This is a genomic window from Roseivirga sp. BDSF3-8 (assembly GCF_041449215.1).
Classification (GTDB): Bacteria; Bacteroidota; Bacteroidia; order Cytophagales; family Cyclobacteriaceae; genus JBGNFV01.
In genome coordinates this window covers 2,077,921-2,102,105 of the sequence record NZ_JBGNFV010000001.1, presented here as the reverse complement: position 1 = coordinate 2,102,105, position 24,185 = coordinate 2,077,921, and the positions used below count along the sequence as shown (strand labels likewise).

20 protein-coding genes are annotated in these 24,185 nt (G+C 43.2%); 12 read left to right on the top strand and 8 right to left on the bottom strand.

Annotated features, from left to right (window positions below; genetic code table 11):
* Window positions 1-7 precede the first annotated feature (7 nt).
* Together AB9P05_RS08545 and AB9P05_RS08540 are read left to right on the top strand one after the other, a co-directional pair.
* On the top strand, window positions 8-1,243 hold the full coding sequence (locus tag AB9P05_RS08545; protein ID WP_371908405.1) for a homoserine dehydrogenase: 1,236 nt from the start codon (window positions 8-10) through the stop codon (window positions 1,241-1,243).
* A 406-nt stretch (window positions 1,244-1,649) separates the two neighbouring features.
* Window positions 1,650-4,586 carry an AsmA-like C-terminal region-containing protein gene (locus tag AB9P05_RS08540; protein WP_371908404.1) on the top strand — a complete coding sequence of 979 codons (2,937 nt, stop codon included), beginning with the start codon at window positions 1,650-1,652 and terminating at the stop codon, window positions 4,584-4,586.
* An 81-nt stretch (window positions 4,587-4,667) separates the two neighbouring features.
* On the opposite strand, the gene AB9P05_RS08535 is transcribed toward AB9P05_RS08540, so the two are convergent.
* The 3 genes from AB9P05_RS08535 to AB9P05_RS08525 all read right to left on the bottom strand — a co-directional run bounded on the left by AB9P05_RS08535 (window position 4,668) and on the right by AB9P05_RS08525 (window position 7,662).
* The gene (locus tag AB9P05_RS08535; protein WP_371908403.1) at window positions 4,668-6,224 is read right to left on the bottom strand and encodes a ribonuclease E/G; all 1,557 of its coding nucleotides are present in this window, start codon (window positions 6,222-6,224) and stop codon (window positions 4,668-4,670) included.
* 192 nt (window positions 6,225-6,416) lie between these two features.
* Entirely contained in the window at window positions 6,417-7,250 is an 834-nt protein-coding gene (locus AB9P05_RS08530) for a tetratricopeptide repeat protein (protein WP_371908402.1), read from the bottom strand.
* Window positions 7,251-7,335: 85 nt separating this feature from the next.
* Window positions 7,336-7,662, bottom strand: coding sequence for an HU family DNA-binding protein (locus AB9P05_RS08525; RefSeq protein ID WP_371908401.1), 327 nt, complete (start codon window positions 7,660-7,662; stop codon window positions 7,336-7,338).
* Window positions 7,663-7,817: 155 nt separating this feature from the next.
* On the opposite strand from AB9P05_RS08525, the gene mutY reads away from it, so the two are divergent.
* Genes mutY through recG form a run of 5 tightly spaced genes read left to right on the top strand, consistent with a single transcriptional unit; the run spans window position 7,818 to window position 13,479 of the window.
* Complete coding sequence (gene mutY / locus AB9P05_RS08520) at window positions 7,818-8,888, top strand: A/G-specific adenine glycosylase (RefSeq protein WP_371908400.1); 1,071 nt, start codon at window positions 7,818-7,820, stop codon at window positions 8,886-8,888.
* A 42-nt stretch (window positions 8,889-8,930) separates the two neighbouring features.
* Window positions 8,931-9,401 (top strand): single-stranded DNA-binding protein, encoded by a 471-nt coding sequence (locus tag AB9P05_RS08515; RefSeq protein WP_371908399.1) that lies wholly within the window; start codon window positions 8,931-8,933, stop codon window positions 9,399-9,401.
* 34 nt (window positions 9,402-9,435) lie between these two features.
* Window positions 9,436-10,761 (top strand): gliding motility-associated protein GldE, encoded by a 1,326-nt coding sequence (gene gldE, locus AB9P05_RS08510; protein ID WP_371911340.1) that lies wholly within the window; start codon window positions 9,436-9,438, stop codon window positions 10,759-10,761.
* Window positions 10,762-10,769: 8 nt separating this feature from the next.
* Window positions 10,770-11,375: a gliding motility lipoprotein GldD gene (gene gldD / locus AB9P05_RS08505; protein ID WP_371908398.1), complete on the top strand. Its 606-nt coding sequence runs from the start codon at window positions 10,770-10,772 to the stop codon at window positions 11,373-11,375.
* 4 nt (window positions 11,376-11,379) lie between these two features.
* Window positions 11,380-13,479, top strand: coding sequence for an ATP-dependent DNA helicase RecG (gene recG, locus AB9P05_RS08500; RefSeq protein ID WP_371908397.1), 2,100 nt, complete (start codon window positions 11,380-11,382; stop codon window positions 13,477-13,479).
* On the opposite strand, the gene AB9P05_RS08495 is transcribed toward recG, so the two are convergent.
* The 3 genes from AB9P05_RS08495 to AB9P05_RS08485 form a co-directional block, all read right to left on the bottom strand.
* Entirely contained in the window at window positions 13,472-13,909 is a 438-nt protein-coding gene (locus tag AB9P05_RS08495; RefSeq protein ID WP_371908396.1) for a hypothetical protein, read from the bottom strand. The genes recG and AB9P05_RS08495 overlap by 8 nt on opposite strands.
* Before the next feature lie 115 nt (window positions 13,910-14,024).
* Window positions 14,025-15,947 (bottom strand): GAF domain-containing protein, encoded by a 1,923-nt coding sequence (locus tag AB9P05_RS08490; RefSeq protein ID WP_371908395.1) that lies wholly within the window; start codon window positions 15,945-15,947, stop codon window positions 14,025-14,027.
* Window positions 15,948-16,045: 98 nt separating this feature from the next.
* A complete protein-coding gene (locus tag AB9P05_RS08485) occupies window positions 16,046-16,558 on the bottom strand; it encodes a YfiR family protein (RefSeq protein WP_371908394.1) in 513 nt (170 codons plus the stop codon).
* Window positions 16,559-16,782: 224 nt separating this feature from the next.
* On the opposite strand from AB9P05_RS08485, the gene prfA reads away from it, so the two are divergent.
* Genes prfA through AB9P05_RS08470 form a run of 3 tightly spaced genes read left to right on the top strand, consistent with a single transcriptional unit; the run spans window position 16,783 to window position 19,659 of the window.
* Window positions 16,783-17,856, top strand: a complete 1,074-nt coding sequence (gene prfA / locus AB9P05_RS08480; protein WP_371908393.1) for a peptide chain release factor 1 — start codon at window positions 16,783-16,785, stop codon at window positions 17,854-17,856.
* The gene (locus tag AB9P05_RS08475) at window positions 17,840-19,231 is read left to right on the top strand and encodes a right-handed parallel beta-helix repeat-containing protein (protein WP_371908392.1); all 1,392 of its coding nucleotides are present in this window, start codon (window positions 17,840-17,842) and stop codon (window positions 19,229-19,231) included. The genes prfA and AB9P05_RS08475 overlap by 17 nt, the downstream gene beginning before the upstream one ends.
* Window positions 19,232-19,236: 5 nt before the next feature.
* Window positions 19,237-19,659 (top strand): secondary thiamine-phosphate synthase enzyme YjbQ, encoded by a 423-nt coding sequence (locus tag AB9P05_RS08470; protein WP_371908391.1) that lies wholly within the window; start codon window positions 19,237-19,239, stop codon window positions 19,657-19,659.
* Window position 19,660: 1 nt separating this feature from the next.
* Here the strand turns inward: AB9P05_RS08470 and AB9P05_RS08465 are convergent, their stop codons facing one another.
* Window positions 19,661-20,410: an L-type lectin-domain containing protein gene (locus tag AB9P05_RS08465; RefSeq protein ID WP_371908390.1), complete on the bottom strand. Its 750-nt coding sequence runs from the start codon at window positions 20,408-20,410 to the stop codon at window positions 19,661-19,663.
* 343 nt (window positions 20,411-20,753) lie between these two features.
* Here AB9P05_RS08465 and AB9P05_RS08460 point away from each other — a divergent pair, with 343 nt between their 5' ends.
* Entirely contained in the window at window positions 20,754-21,743 is a 990-nt protein-coding gene (locus tag AB9P05_RS08460) for an aldo/keto reductase (RefSeq protein ID WP_371908389.1), read from the top strand.
* Between the two features lie 43 nt (window positions 21,744-21,786).
* On the opposite strand, the gene AB9P05_RS08455 is transcribed toward AB9P05_RS08460, so the two are convergent.
* Complete coding sequence (locus tag AB9P05_RS08455; RefSeq protein ID WP_371908388.1) at window positions 21,787-22,017, bottom strand: hypothetical protein; 231 nt, start codon at window positions 22,015-22,017, stop codon at window positions 21,787-21,789.
* A gap of 239 nt (window positions 22,018-22,256) precedes the next feature.
* Here AB9P05_RS08455 and AB9P05_RS08450 point away from each other — a divergent pair, with 239 nt between their 5' ends.
* Window positions 22,257-24,164 (top strand): M1 family metallopeptidase, encoded by a 1,908-nt coding sequence (locus AB9P05_RS08450; RefSeq protein ID WP_371908387.1) that lies wholly within the window; start codon window positions 22,257-22,259, stop codon window positions 24,162-24,164.
* The last annotated feature ends 21 nt before the right edge of the window (window positions 24,165-24,185 follow it).

Here is a 24,185-nt window from a genome sequence, read left to right as displayed (position 1 = left end):
TATCGATATGAGCAACAAGAAACAGATTGGCCTGTTCGGCTTCGGATGCGTAGGGCAGGGATTTTATGATATTTTACAGGCTTCGGATGTCGATGCCGAGGTTAAAAAAATCGGAGTAATACACCCTGGGAAAAAAAGACCCATAGCAGAATCTATTTTTAGCTATGACCCTGATGAAATACTGGAGGATGATAGTATTGATCTGATAGTAGAGGCTATTACTGATCACGAAAGTGCTTTTACTATTGTGAGCAAGGCGCTAGAGAAGGGTATTCCAGTAGTGACAGCCAATAAAAAAATGGTGGCTACTTATCTACCCCAGCTTCTGGATCTGCAAAAAAAGCATAAATCCCCCTTGCTTTATGAAGCTTCCTGCTGCGGTGCGGTACCAATCGTAAGAACGCTTGAGGATTACTACGGTAGTGAGCCTTTGCAGGAACTGAGCGGTATATTTAACGGCTCCTCAAACTTTATTTTAACTAAAATGCGGGTGGAAGGTATAAGTTACGATGAGGCAGTTAAAGAAGCACAAGATCTGGGTTTTGCTGAAGCCGACCCTACACTGGATGTAGGTGGATTCGACTCCCTCAATAAATTATGCATACTTGTTAATCAGGCATATGGCATCTATTTATCCACAGATAAACCATTCAGGCACGGAATTCAAAACCTTTCTGAAGTTGACCTCAGCATAGCAGAGGCTGCGAATGCACGGATCAAACTACTCGCAGAAGCTAAAATCAAGGGCAATAATGAGCTTTCCGCAATCGTCGCTCCGGTTTTTGTATCTTCTGAAGCTGATCTGTATGGCGTGGAATACGAATATAATGCAGTACAGGTAACCGGAGAGTATTCAGGGAACCAACTCTATCGTGGTAAAGGGGCAGGCGGGCACCCCACAGGCTCTGCTGTATTTGCGGATACATTGGGGGTTCTAAATAATTACAGATACGGGTATGCTAAAACGTCAGGGCTGAAACAGCCAATACTATCCGATGATTTAGTCTTTGACGTCTATCTGCGCGGTACACCAGGACTAATTCCTGAGCTTGAAAATAAGCCGGATTTCATAGCTACTATAGACGAAGAGAAGATAGTCATTGTCAAAGCCTCTTTCCGGTGGCTTAAGGAAGCAGAGGCTACATTAGAGGAGTCGGGGTTATTTCTCGCTGTCATTCCAGAAGAAAGTGGCCTTAAAGAAAGCCTGACGGATGCTCTTAAGTCTTCAGTGGCCATGGTTTGAGATGTAACTAACACGGAAAAAGCTACACGGCATGGCCGTGTAGCTTTTGTATGAAGAGAACACTACTTATTTCTATAACTATTTGGCACCTGATTAGTTTTACATTTTTTAAGAAAAACTATTGCTATTATCTTAGCCCAATCCAAAAATTTTTTGGCGCCTGTAATATTTTTAGGCCAACACCTTCTTATAATTATATACAGGTTATTCCAATAAAATGTTGCATTCCGGAATAACTCCTTCGATATATTTATTCTGAGATTTTAAATCCGCAGGCAAATCTTTACGTTAATTTCATAGGCAGTTAACTAAACCGGATTCCGGCAAGGCTTTTATTTTTATAAATTGCCATTTGGCTGAAAATTTTTGAACTGAGCCGCAACGGCGTTTATCATATCACTTTAAAATGAAAAAGGTATTAATCGTATTAGGTGCCATATTTGGTGTTTTGCTTATCGCTTTACTATTGGTGCCCATCCTCTTTAAAGGAAAAATACAGGAAAGGGTACAGACAGAGATTAATAAGTCTGTAAATGCAGAAGTAAAGTTCGATAACCTTTCCGTGAGCTTTCTTAAAAACTTTCCAGATGTCACTGCCAGTCTTAATGACCTAAGCGTGGTAAATAAGGCACCTTTTGAAGGGGATACTCTGATGAGTGCCAATGAGCTTGAGATAGTGCTGGACCTGGGTAGCGTGATTTTCAGTGATCGCATACGCATGGAGGAAGTGAAAGTGGCAAGCCCCAGGCTGCTAATAATGATGATGGAAGATGGTACAGCAAACTTCGACATTGCCATGGAAGACACTACCTCAACCGCACAGGATTCAGGAACAGGTTTCACTATTGATCTGAAGAAATACGAAGTAAGTAATGGCCACCTGGTATACTACGATCAGTCTTTGGACTTGCTTATGGATATGGTGGGTGTTAATCACAGCGGCTCCGGCAACCTGACAGAAGTGGTGTATGACCTGGACACCCGCACCGTCATTGACAGTGTCACTGTTACTATGGAAGAAATAGAGTATCTGACCAGAAAGCGTATTGAAGCAGACGTACTTCTAAACATCGATATGGAAGAAGAGCGGTATACCTTCAAAGAAGGGCTGCTCACTATTAATGACTTTGGCATTAAGGTAGATGGCTGGCTTGGGTTTATCCCGGAAGGGTTCAATATGGATCTGGCTTTTTCAAGCCCTGAAAACACCTTTAAAAGCCTCCTGTCATTAGTACCTGGAGTGTACGACAGTAGTTTTGATGACTTGCAGGCAGAAGGCGTACTTACATTTGATGGAAAAGTCGCCGGTGTTTACAGTGATAGCCTCCAAAAACTCCCAGCCACCACTTTTAACTTAGCGGTAGATCAGGCCATGATGAAATACCCTGATCTCGATCCTATCCGTAATATCTCTCTCGACCTACTGTTTGAAATGGCCGAAGATGATCTGGAGGGTGCACTCGTTCATCTTTCTAATTTCAGTATGGAAATGAATGACAAGCCAGCTACTGCTGATATAAAAGTAATAGGACTCGGTCCTATGGATGTAGATGCAGATGTACAAGCCCACCTGGATCTTGAAAAACTAAGCGGCGTGATACCTATGGAAGGTATGAGTTTAAGAGGTAAACTTGACCTTGACCTTAAAGCTAATGGAGTATATGACAGCCTGAAAAACCAGTTTCCTAAAATTGACGGTGTTTTTAAACTGGCTAACGGATATGTTAAAACTCCCGATTTCCCGGAGCCTATTGAAAACCTGAATGTTTCTTCTAGAGTGATTAATGAAGATGGTAGTATGGCAGCTACAGTAGTAGATGTAGATGCCTTCTCATTTTCTCTTGCAGGTGAACCGGTCACTGGTAAACTTCATTTGGAAAACCTCGAAAACTATCGTTGGGATCTGGCACTGAATGGGGCAATAGACCTTGATAAGATGACCAAAATATTTCCTATCGAGGGTATGGAGCTGGCTGGCCGTATAAAGGCAGATATAAATACAAGTGGACAGATGTCTGACGTGGAGGCTGAGCGCTATGATAGGTTACGTTCCAGCGGAAACTTCGCTGTCTCCAACTTTAAATATGCCTCAGATGACTTGGCTCATCCCTTTACTATAAAGGAAGCTAACGGTAGCCTTACCCCTAATAGGATTGTGGTATCCAAGATGGATGCTCAAACTGGGCAAACAGATATGAGTATGACTGGTACGGTATCTAATTACATGAGCTACCTTTTTCAGGAGGGAGAAACGTTGAGTGCGGATATGAACCTAACATCTAATAATGTCAACCTGAATGAGTGGATGACCGAAGAAGAAGGCGCAGTTGAAGACACGTCTGCCTTGCAACCCTTTGAGGTGCCACGCAACCTTAACGTTAATCTGACCACATCTATCGCCAATGTCATCTACGATAACCTGTCCCTACAGAATGTAAGGGGAGGCCTGGTAGTACGTGATGGTGTTGTTAATATGAATGACCTGACTTTCAATACGCTGGATGGCAATTTCAAAATAGGTGGGTCTTATAATACCCAGGATATTAATAACCCATTGTTTGACTTAGACCTGGATATCAGTAACCTGGCAGTAAGCCGTGCTTATTCTAACTTCAATACCGTACAGACGCTGGCACCTATCGCTAAGAAGGTAAATGGTAATTTCAGTACTAATATGAACCTTTCCGGAGCCCTGGGCCAGGACATGATGCCGGTTTTCAGCAACCTTACGGGTAATGGGGTAATCTCCATCATTGAGGCCTCGATAAAAGATTCAAAGATCATCTCTGGTATTACCAAACTCACTAAGCTTAATAATACAGATAATGTCAACTTTAAAGATCTTCTCATGAATGTGAGTATTCGTGAAGGAAGGGTATTTGTAGAGCCATTCGACTTTCAGCTCCTGGGCAATGAAACGGTGATAGCCGGCAGCCAGGGTATTGATGGCTCACTGGATTATGACGTTAGTATGAAGGTAGATGCCGGAAAGGTGGGCTCTACAATAAACCAGGCTCTGGGGGCCATTACCGGTAATAATACAGCCCAAGGCTCTAAACTACTGGTTAAATTCAATGTAGGAGGAGATTACAACAGCCCTGACATAAAGTTGCAAGGTGCCTCTCCGGTAGGTTCAGGCAGTACACCGGAGCAAGTCGTTGATAATAGTGTTGAGCAGGCTAAAGAGGATATAAAAGAAGAGGTTACTAGTGAGGTGGAAGAGAAAAAAGCAGAAGCCGCAAAAGTAATTGAAGAGAAAAAAGAGCAGGCTGTAGAGGAAGCTACCGAAAAAGTAAAAAGTAAATTTAAAGGACTCTTTGGTGGTGGAGAGGACGATGGGTAAGTCTAGTCTAAAAAGTACTAAAAGAAAGAGGCCGTCTCAATAGTGGGACGGCCTCTGATGTTTTATAGTATCATGGTTAGATCAGCCTGCAATTTCAATCTCTTCACCGTGCACATTCAGGAAGGAATATTCTGTGAGTCCAAGCGAGGAATCCTCGACCAGGTGCACCCAGCGGTGATACTTAAAGAACCACTCCATTCGCCGGGAGATGATACCCTTCGTGTAGAATGCAAACAGAAACGGATGCAATGCAATAGTAATGTGCTTTTCGTTCTGCTTATTCATAACAAATTCCAGGCGGCGCTCAATCTGGTCTGTCACCAGAATGGTGGCATCGACTTTACCCGTACCTCCGCAGGTAGGGCATTTTTCATTAGTCTTAATGTTGAGTTCAGGCCTTACCCGCTGACGCGTAATTTGCATAAGCCCGAACTTGGAAAGGGGAAGGATGGTAAATTTAGATCTATCATCTTTCATTTCTTCCTTCATCGTTGAAAAGAGTGTGCGCTTGTTTTCAGCGCGTCTCATATCGATAAAATCGATTACGATGATGCCTCCCATATCACGCAACCTGAGTTGCCTGCTGACTTCTTTAGCAGCTTCAATGTTCACTTTCAGCGCTGTACTTTCCTGATCAGATCCGGCATTACTTTTATTGCCGCTGTTCACGTCTATAACGTGTAGAGCTTCTGTATGCTCAATAATCAGGTATCCGCCGCCAGGCAGACTTACAGTCTGGCCAAAAAGCGCCTTTAGCTGCTTTTCAATACCATAGTTTTCAAAGATCTTCGCTTTACCATTGTAAAGCTTCACAATTTTCTCCTTTTCAGGAGCAATAGATCTGATGAATGTTTTTACCTCGTCGTGGGTTTTTTTATCATCAGAAATAATAGTGTCAAATGACTCATTTAACATGTCCCTCAGCATGGAGGACGCCCTGTTCATTTCGCCTATAACCTTGTCCTTGGATTTAGCAGTAGCAAGCTTCTTGATACCTTTATTCCAAATCTGAACAAGATTACGCAGGTCTTTATCCAATACAGCCACCTCTTTGCCTTCAGCCACAGTCCTGATGATCAAACCAAACCCTTCGGGTTTTATAGAGGTCATCAATCTTTGCAGCCTTTTTCGTTCCTGACTGTCAGTGATTTTTTTGCTTACGCTTATCGAATCCGAGAACGGTACGAGTATAACATACCGTCCGGCGATAGAAATTTCACTGGAAAGCCTGGGGCCTTTGGTGGAGATAGGCTCCTTTACGACCTGAACCAAAACCTGTTGGTTGCGGCTCAGAACCTGGTTGATCTTACCAAGCTTATTGATATCCGGCTCTCTTTTAAATCCGGATAGCTTCCCATTTACGTTTTTTTTCGTTTGGGCAAGCTTGGTGTATTTATGTAGGGATTTTACCTGGGGACCTAAGTCATGATAATGCAAAAACCCGTCCTTTTCATAGCCTATATCTATAAAGGCTGCGTTAAGGCCGGGAACTACTTTTCTGACGGTCCCTAAGTAGATATCACCAACTGTAAATTGGTCACCACCTTCATCGTGGTGAAACTCAACCAGGTTGCGATTTTTAAGCAGGGCAATACGACTACCATTCTGAGTCGAATTGATAATTAATTCGCTACTCAAAGTGTCTCTCAGTTAATAGTAAAAGATTCTAAAGAACTGGTGCCCTAAAAAAGAAGAAGATCCCCAAAGGGATTACTTCTTCTTATGCCTGTTCTTTCTGAGTCTCTTTTTTCTTTTGTGAGTTGCGATCTTATGTCTCTTACGCTTTTTACCACAAGGCATAATTCGAATATTTTATAGTTAAACAATAATTTAGTTCTTTAATCGGCTGAGGTAGTCATCAACAGAAGCCTGCACTTCAGCATTGCTTTCCATTGACTTCACCTTCATAAATTGCTTTCGGGCGTCTTCCTCCTTACCGGTCTCATAATAGGAAACAGCAAGGTAAAAGTTCCCCTCGAGGTGATCAGGATGATACTTTATCAAAGTTTGAAACCTATCTACTGCTTTCTCCCACTGACTAGACTGCATGCTAAGAGCCCCCATATTAAAAAGTGCCTTTTCATGCGTCGGATCTTCCTCGAGGACCTCTCTTAGCATCATGATTCCCTGCATGGGGTTCTCTGACGAAAGATAGGTCATGGCGGCCTTTGTTTTGGTATCCATATCCTTAGGATCACCTTCCAGGACCTTCATAAAGTTTTCCCTCGCCCTTTTGGCGAAGTCCTGTCGCTGCGCCGGATTCATTTCGTACACAAAAGCTAGGTAGTTAGCCTCTCCTGCATTACGATACCTCTGCAGCGTAGGCTCGATAGCCAGCGCCGTTTCGGCGTACTTTACAGCACTATCGGGCTTATTAACCGTGGTGTATGCCACAGACAAAGAATCCGCAAATTTAGCACTTTTTTCTTTATCATCAGCATTTATCTCCCAATTTCCCTTCAGGTCGGCAATAAAGTCCTCCTGTTCATCACTGCCCAGAGCACTATGTACTCCATTATCAGCAGCAATTTCACCTTCTTCCTCTATTGTTTCCGGTTTTGCCGCATTGCCTGGGTCATTATCCACCACAACCATTGGCAGGGCAAAAAGAGCGCCTATCAGCACCAGTGACGCTATAAGCACTATTATTCGAAATCTTATCATACAAAAAAAGCTTAATCCGAAAGCGCAAAGCTAACAGATTAAGCCTTTATCATATACAAATGGTTCCCTATATGTTCGATAAGGATTAGTTACCGTTGACGGCAACCCCATTCGTATTAAGCTCCTGAATTTTATCACTACCTTTGATTTTCTCAACAAATACTTTGCTGGGTTTAAAGGTAGGTACATAGTGCTCATCAATGACTATGGCAGTATTTTTCGAGATGTTACGGGCAATTTTCTTAGCCCTCTTTTTGTTAACAAAACTGCCAAAACCCCGGACGTAGATGTTTTCACCTTCGGCCATGTTGCTTTTTACAACAGTAAAGAATGCTTCAACCGTCGTCTGGACATCTGCTTTATCAATTCCGGTCTTGTCTGCAATTTGCGAAATTACCTCTGCTTTGGTCACTTTAACTTAAGTTTTTAATTGTAATAATTCCCTAATTAACTAATATCCAACTAATTTCGAATAGCAAATTTAGGGGCGGATTCCGGATAATAAAAACAATATAATCAAAAATTATACACCACTAAGAAAACCCTTAGTGCCTAATTACTAGCATCTTGGAAAACGAAGATCTGATTACAAAATTACTCTCCTGGTATCATGTTTTTAAGCGTGATTTACCATGGAGAAAAACCAGTGATCCGTACGAAATCTGGCTTTCAGAGATCATTTTACAGCAAACACGGGTGGCTCAGGGGCTACCCTATTTTGAGCGCTTTATCGAAGCCTATCCAAAAATCGAAGACCTGGCAAATGCCGCACAGGAAGATGTGCTTAGGCACTGGCAGGGGCTTGGATATTACTCGCGAGCCAGAAACTTACATGCATGCGCACAATTTATTGTACAAGAACTCCGCGGAAACTTCCCAAAAACCTATAAAGAGCTACTGAAATTACCGGGTGTCGGCCCCTATACTGCAGCAGCGATTGCGAGCTTTGCCTATAATGAAAAAGTGCCGGCCATAGATGGAAATGTAATGAGGGTACTGAGCAGGCTATTCGGTATCCGTTCGGATGTGAAGGTGCCGAAAAATCAGCGAACCTACTTTGAACTGGGGCTAAGCATTATGCCTGCCGACAGGGCCGGAGTTTTTAATCAGGCTATGATGGAATTCGGTGCCTTACACTGCACCCCTGCCAATCCGGGATGCAGGGAGTGCCCCGTACAGTCTGGCTGTTTTGCCTTTGAACATAACCTGCAGGGAGAATTACCTGTAAGGTCGAAAGCAAAGAAGGTAAAGAACCGATATTTTAATTATATAGTATTCTTTCAGGACGAAAACCTGTACCTTAATGCCAGAGGTCCTAATGATATTTGGCAGGGTCTATATGATTTTTATCTGGTGGAAACGAAAGAGGCTGGCACACCGGAACTAATAGAAAAAGACCCTGTTGTAAGACATGTTATGAATAAAGGTGGTATACTGGAATCAGTATCTGCCACCCGGAAACATTTACTATCTCATCAACGCATTCAGGCTACTTTTTTTGTTATTGAGCTTAAGGAGGAGCATCTGAGCAAAACTTTATTTAATGCTGGTTTACAGGAATTTTCGAAAGAAAAGGTCGAAAAATTGCCAAAGCCCGTTTTAATTGATAATTTTTTAAAAGATCTCACCGTTTGCTGAGTTCATGAAAAGATTCGTAGTTTTGGGCAAAAAAAGTTAGCTATGGCTGGAGGAGTCAATAAAGTAATACTAGTAGGGAACCTGGGCAAAGACCCTGAAGTAAGGCACCTGGATGGTGGACGCGCAGTAGCGAATTTTTCCATTGCTACAAGCGAATCCTACCGTAATCGCAACGGTGAGCGGGTAACTAATACCGAGTGGCATAATGTGGTGCTCTGGTCACCTTTGGCAGAAATTGCCGAAAAGTATCTGCGCAAAGGCAAGCAGGTTTATATCGAGGGTAAACTCACTACCCGTTCTTACGATGACCGTGACGGAAATAAGCGCTACGTTACTGAAGTTGTAGGTAGGGACCTTACGCTGTTGGGCGGTCGTGGAGACGATGATTATAATGGCGGCAACAGCGGAGGAGGTTATTCATCATCTTCTTCATCACAATCACAGGAAGGTGGCAACCAGCCTGCTGAGAACATCGCTTCATTTGATGACGAAACAGATGATCTACCATTCTGATTGTCGAACTAATTAACAAATTTTGGAATCAACGATAGACGACCCGTATCCGTGGTTCATCCTATTGGCTGATACGTTTGGGATGCCTGTTTTCTATATGGTTAACGGGCTTCTCATCTTATTTTTACTTTTTCTTTCGGCCATGATCTCAGGATCAGAAGTGGCCTTCTTCTCCCTTTCACCGGCTGACGTACGTCAATGCCGGGAGAGCAGCAACGAACGGGAAAAAAGAGTATATACCTTGCTGGAGCACCCTAAGCAGTTACTCGCCACTATCCTGATTCTTAACAACCTTGTCAATATCGCTATTGTGACGTTGGCTACCTTCGTAACCTGGGAGATTGTAGGATCAAAAAGTACGGAAGGCCTGCTGGTGGCATCACTTACTGCGGCAATCACCTTTGCTATATTGTTTTTTGGCGAGGTGATTCCCAAAAACTACGCTACCCTGAACAACATCCCTTTTGCCAAAGTAACTGCGCCTTTTCTGGATATCAGCCGGTCTGTATTCCGGCCTTTCTCCTGGGCTTTGCTCCACATCAGTGACTTGGTGGAGAGGCGTGTGGAAAAAAAAGCCTATAGTCTGTCGGTAGATGAGCTCAATACAGCCTTAGAGATCACAACTCATACCGATGCCTCAGAGGAGGAGAAAGGTATTTTAAAAGGGATTGTTAACTTCGGTACCATTTCAGTAAAGCAGGTGATGAAGTCCAGGCTGGATATTACAGCCGTAGATATCGAGGATGACTTTCATACGCTCATGGACCGCATCAATAAGTCTGGCTTCAGCAGAATTCCTGTGTACCGTGAAACGATAGATAAGATTGAAGGTATCCTCTATATAAAGGACCTGTTGCCTTATACTGACAGGGAGGACACTTACAATTGGCAGAAACTTCTTCGTCCTGGATTTTTTATCCCTGAGAGTAAGAAAATTGATAGCTTACTCAAAGACTTTCAGGAGAAACGGGTTCATATGGCCATTGTAGTGGATGAATATGGGGGCACTTCGGGCCTTATTACACTTGAGGATGTAATAGAGGAAATTGTAGGCGAGATTAACGATGAGTTTGACGATGAGGATATTGCCTACAATAAATTGGATGAAAATACCTTTGTATTTGAAGGAAAGACATCCCTTAATGATTTTTGTAAAATCATTGATGAAGACGCCCAATTATTTGAAGAGGTCAAAGGGGAAAGTGAGTCTCTCGGAGGATTACTTCTTGAACTGAATACAAAGCTTCCGCGCGCAGGGGATAAAATTACCTTCGATAAATTTGTCTTCACTGCTGTGGCAGTAGACAATCGCCGCATTAAAAGAGTAAGGGTACTGGTAAAGAAAAAAACGAACATATAAGCCGGAAAATGAGATATCGAGGTAATTACTTTCTGACTCTGGTTACCGGGCTATGCCTGATGACATTAGGCATATGTGCATGCGAAAGTGAAACATTCACCCCTAAACCCAAAGGGTATAATAGAATTGACCTGCCAGAACATAGGTATCAGGCACTTCCTGATAGCTTTCCTTATTGGTTCGAGTTTTCCAAAGAAGCTCAGATAGTAGACGATAGCTCATACATAAGTGAGCGATACTGGATAGATCTTCTATACAAAGACCTCGGCGCAAATGTAGTCATCACTTACAAATCCGTAAAGGACAGTGCCGACCTAGTGAAAGAATATGTAAGCGACGCTACCAGACTTACCTCCAAGCACCAGATCAAAGCTTATGCTATCGATGAGACGGTGATAAGAACACCGAAAGGCAGAACGGCTGTAGTGGCTGAACTGGAAGGAGAAGTGCCCACGCAGTTTCAGTTTTTTACAACAGACTCCAGTCAACACTTTTTACGGGGTGCTCTTTATTTCCCCACTGCCACAAAAAACGACTCCTTGGCACCTGTTATCGAGTATGTAAAAAAAGATATCATTCACATGCTCAATTCCCTGGAGTGGAAGGAAGAGTAGCCGCATGACGGGTTTTTTTGATACAAGGGTAGAGTTTTTAAAAGGGGTAGGGCCCCAAAAATCAGCTCTTCTTAATAAGGAGCTCGACATATTCACCTATGGTGATCTCATTCAGCATTATCCCTTTCGTTACGAGGACCGAACACGACTTTATAAGATCCGGGACATAAACAGGGATATGACCCACGTCCAGGTAAAAGGAGTGATCAGAAACCTGGCGATATCCGGCATAGGAAGAAAAAAGCGTCTGGTTGCAGTTTTTTCGGATGACACAGGAAGTATAGAGCTTACCTGGTTCCAGGGTATCCAATGGGTCATGAAACGCATCAGTACAGGTACAGAATACGTAGTATTTGGCCGCCCTCAGTTCTTTGGAGCAAAAGCCTCCATAGCCCACCCGGAACTGGAAGCATACACCACAAGGCACGATGCAGGCGGATACCTGCAACCGGTCTATCCTACAACCGAAAAGCTTCGCTCCCGATACCTTGACAGCAAAGGACTGAGCAAGCTTGTTAAAGCACTCCTCCCTACAGCTATTCCTAAAATTCGCGAGACACTGCCAGGCTATATTCGTGAACGGTACGGCCTTATGGATAAGGCTGAGGCTATTAGACACATTCATTTTCCTGCAGATCAAAAATGGCTGAAGCTGGCAAGGCACAGTCTTAAATTCGAAGAGCTGTTCTACGTTCAGTTAAGGTTACTTACTCTAAAGCTTAGCCGTACTGAAAAGCTGAAGGGAATGCTACTGAAGGATACAGCCCTTTTAAAGCATTTCTATGAAAGCCACCTTCCATTTAACCTTACAGGTGCTCAAAAACGTGTAATAAAGGAGGTTTATAGCGATTTTAAGAGTGGCAGGCAGATGAACAGGTTACTGCAGGGAGATGTAGGCAGTGGTAAAACCATGGTGGCATTTATCTGCATGCTCCTTGCAATAGGCAGTAAGGCACAGGCGACTCTTATTGCTCCAACGCAAATACTGGCGGAGCAACATTACAAAGGACTTAAGGAGTACGCTGAACTGATGAATATGCCGATTGCGCTACTGACTGGTAGCAGCAAAATTAAGGCACGGCGTGAAGTAGAAGCCGGGCTGGAATCAGGGGAGCTCAAAATATTGGTCGGCACCCACGCCATCCTTGAGGACAGGGTCCGTTTTGAAAACCTCGGACTAGCTGTCATAGATGAGCAACACCGATTTGGCGTAGCACAACGCGCAAAACTTTGGAATAAGGGTTCAGGGTATATGCCCCATGTGCTAGTGATGACAGCCACACCCATACCCAGGACGCTGGCAATGACCCTTTACGGAGATCTGGACCTATCAGTAATAGACGAACTGCCGGCTGGTCGCAAACCTATCCAAACGATGCATGCCTATGACAATAAGCGGCTGAAAATATTCGGCTTTCTGAAAAAGCAAATTGCACTTGGCCGGCAGGTATACATTGTGTACCCCTTGATTGAAGAGAGCGAAAAACTTGACCTTAAGGACCTGATGGATGGCTACGAAAGCGTAGCCAGGGCTTTTCCTCTTCCGGAATATAAAGTCAGCATTGTGCATGGCAAGCAAAAACCTGAAGAGAAGGAATTTGAAATGCAGCGTTTTGTTAAAGGGGAAACAAATATTATGGTAGCCACTACGGTGATTGAGGTAGGTGTTAACGTGCCCAACGCTTCTGTAATGGTTATAGAAAATGCCGAACGCTTTGGGTTGGCACAGCTTCATCAACTTAGAGGCAGGGTAGGGCGAGGCGCTGATCAGTCTTACTGCATCTTGATGACTAAATATGAATTGAGCAAAGATAGCCGTACCAGAATAGACACAATGGTACGGACTAACGACGGATTTGAAATAGCAGATACCGACCTAAAACTCCGTGGCCCCGGAGATATAGAAGGAACACGCCAAAGCGGTCTGGCAGACCTGCTAATTACCGACCTAAGTAAGGATGAGGAAATACTTAAAATTGCGCGTGATGCAGCACGGGAAACACTGGACAGTGACCCCGGCCTTAGTCTGCCGGAGCACCGTGAAATCCGGCAACAAGTAGATAGTATTAGAAAAAATGTGATAAACTGGAGCCGGATCAGCTAGCCAGAGATTTATTTATTTCCAGCAAACCTTCCCGGTTTTCATGCCAGGTAGCACCACTTACAGGCTCTTCTTCTACCCATTGAACAAGCTTTTCTATTACGTGCTGCCCAAATCCATATTGTGAAGCTATTTCCTTGCAGAAGATCATCTCTTTTTCCACTACATAGCCATCTGCTAGCATAAGAAGTACCAGATCCCTGAGTTGGTCCAGTTGCTGCCTTCTGTCGGTAGGCACAGTAGCGATAGCCGGCTGCGATTCATCAAGTATCTCACGTAGCTGTTTTTCACGAAGTGCATAGCGCTTTCCAAGGGTGCAAATGAGAGCTTTCTCATCTTCGTGAAAGTGACCATCTATTCTTGCCAGTGCTACCAGATTTCTAAAGTGAGTCTTTTTTTCCTTCAGAGATATGGGTTCAGCTATACCTTTCATGTAATATCCATGTACTTTTGTTGCCCTAATTTAACAATTTATTAGATGTCAGCAAAAATAAAAGCCATCCGCAAATGAGCGAATGGCTTTCACAAATACTGTTTCCTTTACCCTTTTAGCTAACTACTTTAGCTTCAGACATTTTCATGCCAAAAAAGAGAAAGCGGGTCTCCCCTGTGTAAGGGTCTTGTGCCTGTCCTGCACCGAAGTTAACGACAGATTGGTCGCCATTGGCTGTTTTAAGCGTAAGTACGCCACTCCATTCCTTTCCATCCTGGAGCTTGGATGATGCAGAATTAAGCGCATCACCATTTAGTACTACGCCTTGCAGAGCTGAACCAACAGCTGCCGAACTACCAAGTAAATTCTTAGCAATCGAATTCATATTTCTTATTGCAAGGCTGGCATCAGTCTCAATGCTGATATGGGTATGATCTATGATTCGTTCCTTTTCTTCACGGTCACGCTGAGCACGTTGCATCTCCTCCTGGGTTGCCTGAAGTTCTTCCATATTCTGCCGCATTTCCTCTTCCTGAGCACGCATTTGTTCAGTAAGCTCTGTGGACTCCGACAGAAGGTACTGAGTTTTTTCATTGATTCGGACAGCGCTTATAGAGGAGGCAATACTCTCGGCTATTTTTTCAACAAACTCAATCTCAAATTCTTTGAATTCATGGAAAGAAGCTAGTTCAATCACCCCATACACCTCGTCATTGACCTTCAGTGGTACAATCAGAATACTGCTAGGATTCGACTCGCCCAGTCCACTGGTAATTTTGATATAATCCTGAGGTATTTCGGTAACATAGACGGTATCTTTTTCCATCCATGCCTGGCCAGCAAGACCTTCGCCTTTTAGCACCTGCTGATCTAAGTATTTCTTTTTGTCCCAGGCATAACATGCAGCTAATGAGAGGTGCTCCTCGCTGTTGTCAGTACTATTTTCTTTAAGTATAAATAGCCCACCCTGATTAGCGTTCATATATTTTACAAGACTGCTAATTACCTGATCACTCAGTTCCTCAAGGTTATTGGTATGCTTACGCAATATTTCACCGAATTTAGCCATACCCTCTGTAGCCCAGTTACGTCTTTTATCCTCTTCGGCTACCTTCTGCAAGTTATCTCGCATTTCGATGAGGGCATTACCCAATACGTCGTTTTCACTTAACGGGCTATAGTCTGAGTGATAATTACCCTTACCTATATTTTCCGCAAATGATGATGTGCTACGAAGTCCATCTACCAGTGCATCTACTGCCACTGCCATTTCTCCTATCTCATCATTTGACGCTTTGGTATTTCTCTTATCGGGCAGCTCTCCTTTTCCAAGCTTAGCAATTAACGCCTTGATCGTATTGATAGGGCGTGTGATAGAGCGAGACATAAGCCATGCCACCGATAACCCGATGCCTAGAATAAGAAGGGCCAGCACCATGTTTGTAGTCTGTAGCTGATCAGAAGCCTTAATAATTGAGGCATTGGCTAATCGTTCCTCTTCACCCTTCGTTTCTTTCAGTTTCTTAAGGTCATCTATAAGCGCCTGAGAACGTGGCAGGACGGCATTCTCAATACTGTCTGCGGCCTGCCATTTTATAGTGAAGTCTTCGTAATCATCGAATGAAACCAGTGTGTTCATCACCCATTCCTGGGTGTTCAGAAGGGTTTCAAAATCGGTGAACATGGAATCCACTTCTGATTTTTGTTGCTTGTCTTCCCACTTGGTAGACAGCTCCAGCAGGCGATCCCGAAGTTCAGGATACTCCTCTTCATGCAAAACCTTGAGAGCCTCCTTGTCGTCAACATTGTTCTGAAGATACACCCAATTAGTCACCAGCATCTTACTGCGGGTAATCATAAGGTGAAAATCTTCCAGTGCCTGTGTGGAAGGGTTTACTACCTCCGAAGACTGTCTGATAACCTGATCATTTTTAAGAAGAGTGTAGTAATTAATTGCACTATTACCCACAAATATGCCGATCAGAAGCAGAAACCCGAAAAGAATTTTGTTACCTATGGTAAACCTGAATTTCTTCATTATCCTCCTGTGTGATAAATGATAATTATGCTTCCGGAACATAATTAGGAAGCGTAAATAGGCTGGTTTTTTGTATTTTTAGATTTAAATCGGTCGGATCAAATAAGGATCGCGAACTTTACCAGTTCACCTGAAACTTTAAGCTTTGAGCGGGTAGTGGCCTGTTGGTTTAATTCAAACTTCCAGCGCCCATCGTCAAGAATAAAGTTTATACTACTTCCCTTCTCGCCAAGGCCTGGCCTTTCGGTAATTACAAGAGTGGATTGCCCTTGAGTTTTTTGCAAGGTTTTATCCAGCAGGTGGCTTTTGTCATTGGGAATGAAGAGAATGTGGCACTTGCTTACTTCGTCAAGTGAGTTGAACTTCACGATTTTAAATTTCTGCTGGCCAACCGTTTTATTAGCTGCCATCTTCTCCAGGCTTTCAGAAATCGGGGAGTTTCCAAGTACGCCAATGACAAAATCACCAGATCTGTAGTTTTCAGGCCACTGGATATACTTGGTAAAATTGTAAATGAACACAGAATGAAACTTGTAATCCTGTGCCTGGGACAAAGCGGGGACAGCTAGCAAAAAAGCAATCAGCCAGAGTTTTTTCAATTGTCTGATCATGGTGTTTTCAGAGTTTTACTATAAACATATAGCGGGCTGACAATATTCGTAATACAAACATACTGTACTTAATGCACTGATTTGGATGCATTTCTGTCTGTTTATTACATATTCAAGATACCCGCCTCTTTTTGTCCGGATTGAGTGGCTAATATCATGCCAACCGGAATTTGGGTAAGGAAGTCCGACTACTTTATTACTTTTGATAGTCAATAGACTGAGCAATGATTGAAAAACTTGAAGAGATAAAGCACAGGTTCGAAGAGGTAGGGCAGCTTATCGTACAACCTGATATAGTGTCTGATATGAGCCGGTACTCGAAACTGAGTAAGGAATATAAAGACCTTGAAAAGATCGTTAAAAAATACGACGACTATCGCCTGGTAATGGATAATCTCAAAAACGCCCGGAACATTCTTAAAAATGAAAAGGATCCGGAGTTCAGAGAAATGGCAAAAGGCGAAATAGAAACACTGGAGCCGGAAAAAGAGCAAATGGAAGAGGAGCTGAAATACATGCTTATTCCTAAAGACCCTAACGACTCTAAAAACGCCATTCTGGAAATACGAGCTGGTACCGGAGGGGATGAAGCTGCCCTTTTTGCAGGTGACCTGCATCGTATGTACCAGCGCTTTGCAGAGAAACAAGGCTGGAGCATGAATGTACTGGACCTTACGGAGGGTACTGCCGGTGGTTATAAGGAAATTATAAGTACCCTGAGTGGAGAAGACGTATTTGGCATGCTCAAATTTGAATCCGGAGTTCACCGGGTCCAGCGTGTACCTGCAACCGAAACCCAGGGGCGTGTGCATACCTCTGCTGCCAGCGTGGCTGTACTACCTGAAGTGGAAGAAGTAGACGTTCAGATAGATATGAACGAAGTACGAAAGGATACCTTTTGTAGCTCCGGTCCCGGTGGTCAATCAGTAAACACTACGTATTCGGCCGTCAGGCTTACTCACCTGCCTACTGGTATGGTAGTCTCCTGCCAGGATGAGAAGTCGCAGATCAAGAACTTTGAAAAAGCACTAAAGGTACTCCGAAGCCGTTTATATGACATTGAAAAGGCTAAGCAGGATGAAGCCATAGGAGCTCAAAGAAGATCCATGGTAAAAAGCGGAGACAGGTCTGAAAAGATCCGCACGTATAATTTCCCTCAAAGCCGGGTAACTGATCATCGTATTGGATACACTGTACATAATCTGGGAGCTATTATGGATGGAGAAGTGGGAGATATAATCGAACAGCTTCGTCTTGCTGAGAATACGGAAAAATTAAAAGATGGCGCTGAAGGGTAAAGTTAAGGGGTTAATATTCCTGACTATTCTGGCAATTTGCTGGGCTTGTGAGCCATTTGATGAGCAAATTATTACCTCGGGTGATGCCCGGCTGAATTTTAGTCAGGATTCTGTAAGGTTCGATACGCTTTTTACTAGTGTGGGTAGTATAAGCAGACGATTTAAGGTCTATAATCCCAACGAAAATGCTGTAAGCATTGCCCAGATCGCGTTGGGAAAAGGGCAGGATTCACCGTATCGCATTTCTGTAAATGGAGAGAGGGGATATAGCTTTGAGGATCAGCTTTTATTTGGTAACGATAGCCTGCTTATATTAGTAGATATCACCATAGATCCCCGGGACGAAACCCTTCCTTTCCTGGTAAAGGATTCTGTAGTGTTCACCACTAACAAGAACTTGCAGGATGTGAAGCTCGAAGCATTCGGACAAGACGCCATATTCTTGGGTAATGAAATTCTTACCTGTAATGATACGTGGACTGCTCAAAAGCCCTACGTATTATTTGGTCCTGTTCTGGTAGATTCTCTTTGCACCCTCACTATCGAAAAGGGTGCCCAAATTTATGCAGATAATGGAGCAGCTCTTTTTATTCAGGGGAACCTTCGCGTTCAGGGAGACTCTGCAAATACGGTAGTTTTTAGGAACAGCAGGCTGGACGAGGGCTTTGATAATGCTCCCGGCCAGTGGGGTGGTCTCATTTTTCTTGAAGGAAGCAGAGATAATCATATCGAATATGCCAGTATTCGAAATAGTGTGGTAGGGGTGAACCTAACCACTTATGATGAGGATACGATACCTGACCTAATCATGAGACAGGTAGTTATTGAAAACATAAGCCTGTCCGGTATTCTTACTCTCGATTCTGATGTATATGCAGAAAATACCCTTGTCAACACCTGTGGTGAGTTTTTAATAGCAAATCTGGGTGGTGGTAATTACCAATACTATCACTGCACCTTTGCTAATTATAACTATCTTTTTAGTAGAGAAGTGCCAGCTGTTGTATTTAGTGACAATGGTCTAGCAAATAGCGGAGAAAATATTGTTAACCCCCTCAATGTCGTATTAGAAAACTCAATCGTATGGGGCCGCGGCTTTAATGGTGATGAGGTGGTAATTGACAGCACTGCGGGAGAACCAAAAAGCTTCAGACTATCGCATAACCTGATTAAGGCACAGGGAGAAATCTTTGAAGGTAATGACAATCTCCTGAATACAGAGCCCGGTTTTGCAGATCCGATCAGGTATCTTTTTCAGCCTGATACTTTAAGCCCACTCATTAACAATGGCATAGAGAGTGATATTATAATTGACCTGAATGGTAATCCTCGTGATGCAATGCCGGATATAGGGGCGTACGAATATAATAACTGATTTTTATGGCAACATACCAGACTGAAATAAATCTACCCTCCAAAAACAGGGGCTTTCATCTTATTACTAGCCACATAGAGGAAGCCATAAAATCCTTTCCCTCTGTATCAGCTGGTATACTGCATGTTTTTATCAAACATACTTCTGCCGGGCTTACTATTAATGAGAATGCTGATCCTACGGTCAGGCATGATTTTGAAGCACACTTCAATGAGATGGTTCCGGAAAATGCCCCGTATTATAAGCATACGCTTGAAGGGCCGGATGACATGCCTGCACATATTAAGAGTAGCCTTCTGGGCAGTTCTGTATACATTCCGGTTACTAATGGTGGACTAAATCTTGGTACCTGGCAGGGAGTTTATTTATGTGAGCACCGTAATCACGGAGGTAGCAGAAAGCTGGTTATTACACTTCAGGGGGATTAATCTATTCACTGTGATAAATTAAGGGGGTGTTGTCTGACGAAGGGTTAAATACAAGCTGCCTCAGACAAAAGTACTGAAGGTTATACTTTCGTCCGGTGCTGGCAGTAAATCCCCACCTCACCAGTGTAGTTCCTTCAAATATATCATTAGCAAGGTCTTTTACACCAGTGTACACTGTGTAACCGTCTAATAGAATGGTGAGTTTCTGTTCGTTTGCCTCCCAGCGAAACCTAAAGTCATGCAGGCGATTGTCTTCAAGGTTATAGGCTGGATCGTTATTATTGAAATAGATAGTATGAAAATTTGATCCTTGCTCCAGGTAGACAACATGATCCATGTCAGGGTCATTTTGTCCCGGGTTCTGGTATGTATCGAACTCCACTGCAATAGAGGGGGCTATATAAGTACCTCCGGGCCGGCTCCGATCCCAGGTACCATAACCAAGACATTCTCCCCAGGTGCCGTATGCCTGATTACCTCTTGGATCATTTTGGATTACAAAGGCAATGCCGTCGGCACCATTTTCATCCCTGGCACCAAAGTATATGTCAAATCCGATCTCAAAGTCATACTTTAGATCTAATAGGGTATTGTAGTAGGCGAGTCCTTCGCTATAAGGCTCAGCAGGAGTAAGTTGAATACAGCCATCTGGCATGTTTTTAGCTGAACCCATGAGGCTAAACTGTGCCTTAATAGGTAGGGATAATGCAACTAATAGGAGAGTTGGAAGAAAATGTTGTAGCACAGCCATGAAGGTTTTCTTTATACTTAAGATATAAAAATCCAACGAAAATACAGGGGCATAAAGGTCTATAGAATAGACGCTTAGTGTCGGTCTCTAGCTTTCAGGATAATTCCCTCAGAGCTAGATTTTACTTTTATTTCTTCAGCTTCGCTCTTAGGTTTGTTAATGAAACATAGGGACGCCACCAATAAAATCAGTAAAATAAGTAAAGTCGATAAAAATTTTTTCATCGGCACATGGGGTTAGTCTAAAAAAAACAGCTTGAAGGGCTATCAGGTGGGTCTCAATAACTATGCCCTTTTGAATCGCTTAGTAATATAACACCAAATACGATCATAATTGTTTGGGAATGGAAACAGTAAATCTTGGGAATACAGGCCTTAAAGTGAGTCAGATAGGTCTGGGTACAGCCGCATTAGGACGGCCAGGCTATATGAATCTCGGCCACGGGAAGGATCTGAAAGGAAAGACAGCCGTACAAGATATGCGTCAGCAGGCTCATCAGATGTTTGATTTAGCTTATGAGCAGGGTATACTTTATTACGACACAGCTAGGTCTTATGGGAAAGGGGAAGATTTTCTGGCAGAATGGATAAATATCAGGGGATATAGTGATGTCATAATTGGAAGTAAATGGGGCTATATCTATACGGCTGAGTGGCAAACAACTGCCAAGCAGCATGAGGTAAAAGATCATAGCATCAACAACCTGAATAGACAACTGGCGGAAAGCACAGGTTTACTGGGAGAACACCTGGATTTGTACCAGATACATTCTGCTACTTTGGAAACCGGTGTCTTAGACGATCAATTGATCGAGGACAGACTATGGGAAATTAAGCGTTCCGGAATTAAAATCGGCCTGACTCTAAGCGGAGCTAATCAAGCCGAAATTTTACACAAAGCTCTGACCAAAGAAAGAGATGGCCTGCTGATATTTGATAGTGTACAAGCGACTTTCAATGTGCTGGAGCAAAGTGCGGGATCAGCCTTAATGAAGGCACATGAGATGGGCTTGGGTGTGATCGTGAAAGAGGGCTTAGCTAATGGTAGGCTTACTCAGCGAAACACGTTTGAAGAAGATCAGGATTGCTTAAAGTTATTAAGTGAGCTGGCCCAAAAGTACGATACTGGTACAGATGCTATTGCTTTAGCATATGTTCTGGAGCAACCATGGAGCGATACTGTACTCAGCGGGGCTACTACTATAGCACAACTAAAGGCTAACTGTGATGCTGGTAAATTAACGCTGGAAGAAACTGATGAGAAAAGGCTATCCGCCTGTGCCCGAGATAGCGAAAGCTACTGGAATACGAGAAGTAAGCTGGAATGGACATAAAAAAAGCCCGCTTGTTACGGGCTTTCATTTAACTATTAATAAATTATTTTTTTGAACCAGAGGCTTTAGCGAATTGCAGGCTTCTTCTTCTTACAAAGAAGTATACGATAGAAACTGTCACAATACTACCGAAAGTAATTAAAAGATAATACAACGGCATTTTGTATTGAAAAACCTCAGTCACTCCCTGGTGAATACCCAAACCTATGGCCAGGCTCACGATAAGGTATTTGAGGACTCTCGCAAACATGGTATGCTTCTTATTAAGAAGCATTATCAAAATAATAGAAATTAAAATAAAGATCGAAATGCTCATAATGCGTTTAAAAAAATTCAGCGAATAGAAAAAAAAAATGGATCGTAGGTCTATTTACGCTATAATATGTTATACGGAAATCAGTTGTTCTTTGTTTAGTTATTCTTAAACAAATTTCAGCGTTTATTCCTATCCCTGATAAAATCTTCTTTGTAGCAATTGTTTCGTATTTTTTGGCCTTAATCAATCCGAACAAAATGTTTTTCAATCTTAGAAACATAGCCACACTACTAGCCGCAGCTACCTTAATCATGGCGGGCTGCGCCGAAAGCGAAACAGGCCAGCAGTCTGAAACGCCGGAAAATAATGATATGATGCTAACGAAAGACCCACACACTTTTGCCAGACCTGAAGAGGCGGTAATGAAGCATCTGGACCTCAACCTCACTGTGGATTTTGCAAGTAAATCGCTAAGTGGAATTGCAGGGATAGAAATTTCCAGAACAGAGGACGCAAAACAGTTAATTCTGGATACCAAAGGACTTTCTATCAATGAAGTATTGGAAGGTAAAACCGGAGAAGAGTCACTGAAGTATTCATTAGGTGAAAAGAATGACTATATGGGCCAGGCCCTGGTCATCGAATTGAACGATGATACTGATTACGTCAGGGTAGATTATAGCACCTCACCGGAGGCGGAGGCACTGCAATGGCTTGAACCTGTGCAAACCGCCGGCGATCAGCCCTTTTTATTCACACAGTCACAAGCCATTCTCGCCCGTAGCTGGATACCTCTGCAGGATTCTCCTGGCATAAGATTCACTTACTCAGCTAATGTACAGGTACCCGAAAACCTGCTTGCACTTATGAGTGCAGAGAACCCTACGGAGAAAAGTGCAGATGGCACATATAATTTTAAAATGAAACAGCCCATTCCAGCTTATCTGATGGCTCTTTCGGTAGGAGACTTAGTATTTGAACCATTGGGTGAAAAAACGGGGGTGTATGCTGAACCAGCGACGATAGAAAAGGCCGCCTACGAATTTGCCGAACTGGATGAGATGCTGGAAGCAGCAGAATCTCTTTATGGGAGCTATCGATGGGATCGTTACGACCTGCTTGTTTTACCTCCAAGCTTTCCATTTGGAGGTATGGAAAATCCCAGGCTTACCTTTGTGACGCCTACCATACTTGCCGGAGACCGTTCCCTCACTTCACTGGTAGCCCACGAGCTTGCTCACAGCTGGTCTGGCAACCTGGTAACAAATGCCACATGGAATGACTTCTGGCTCAACGAGGGCTTTACTGTCTATTTCGAAAACCGGATAATGGAAGAAGTATTTGGCAGGGACTACTCAGAAATGCTCGCAACATTGGCCCAAAAAGACCTGAAGGGAGAAGTAAAGAAAATGATTGCTGATGGAAACGGTGCCGACACAAAACTGAAACTTGATCTAGAGGGTAGAAATCCTGATGATGGGGTCACTAGTATAGCTTATGATAAAGGGTATTTCTTCCTGCGCTATTTGGAGGAGACTGTTGGAAGGAAAGAGTTTGATGCTTTTCTGACCGAATACTTTAACTCAAACGCCTTTTCGACTATGACTACTGAAGGGTTTTTAGCGTATTTGTCTGAAAACCTGTACGAAGCTAATGGTCTGGAGCCAGATACTGCTGTATTTAATGCATGGATATACAGGGAAGGCCTACCGGCAAGTATGCCTGAAGTGGAATCTACGCGTTTTGCGCAGGTGGATGAAGCGCTGACAGCATGGCAAAATGGAACTCCTGCTTCGGAACTGGATACAGCAAACTGGAGCAGCCATGAATGGCTCCATTTTGTACGCGAGTTGCCAGATGATCTGGATACCACTAAACTGGAAGAACTGGACGAAGCATTTGGCTTCACTTCTACCGGTAATTCAGAAGTACTAACAGCGTGGCTGGTACTTACGATTAAAAATGATTATACGTCTGCATATAATAGGCTTGAGGAGTTCCTGATCAATACGGGCCGCCGAAAATTCCTTGTGCCTATTTACGGGGCTATGCTGGAAACACAAAAAGGAAAAGAAATGGCCAAAGAGATTTATCGTAAGGCGCGGCCTAATTATCATTTCGTATCCACAAACACATTGGACAAAATGATTATGGAGCAGGGTTAAAATTTAACAAAATACCTACTG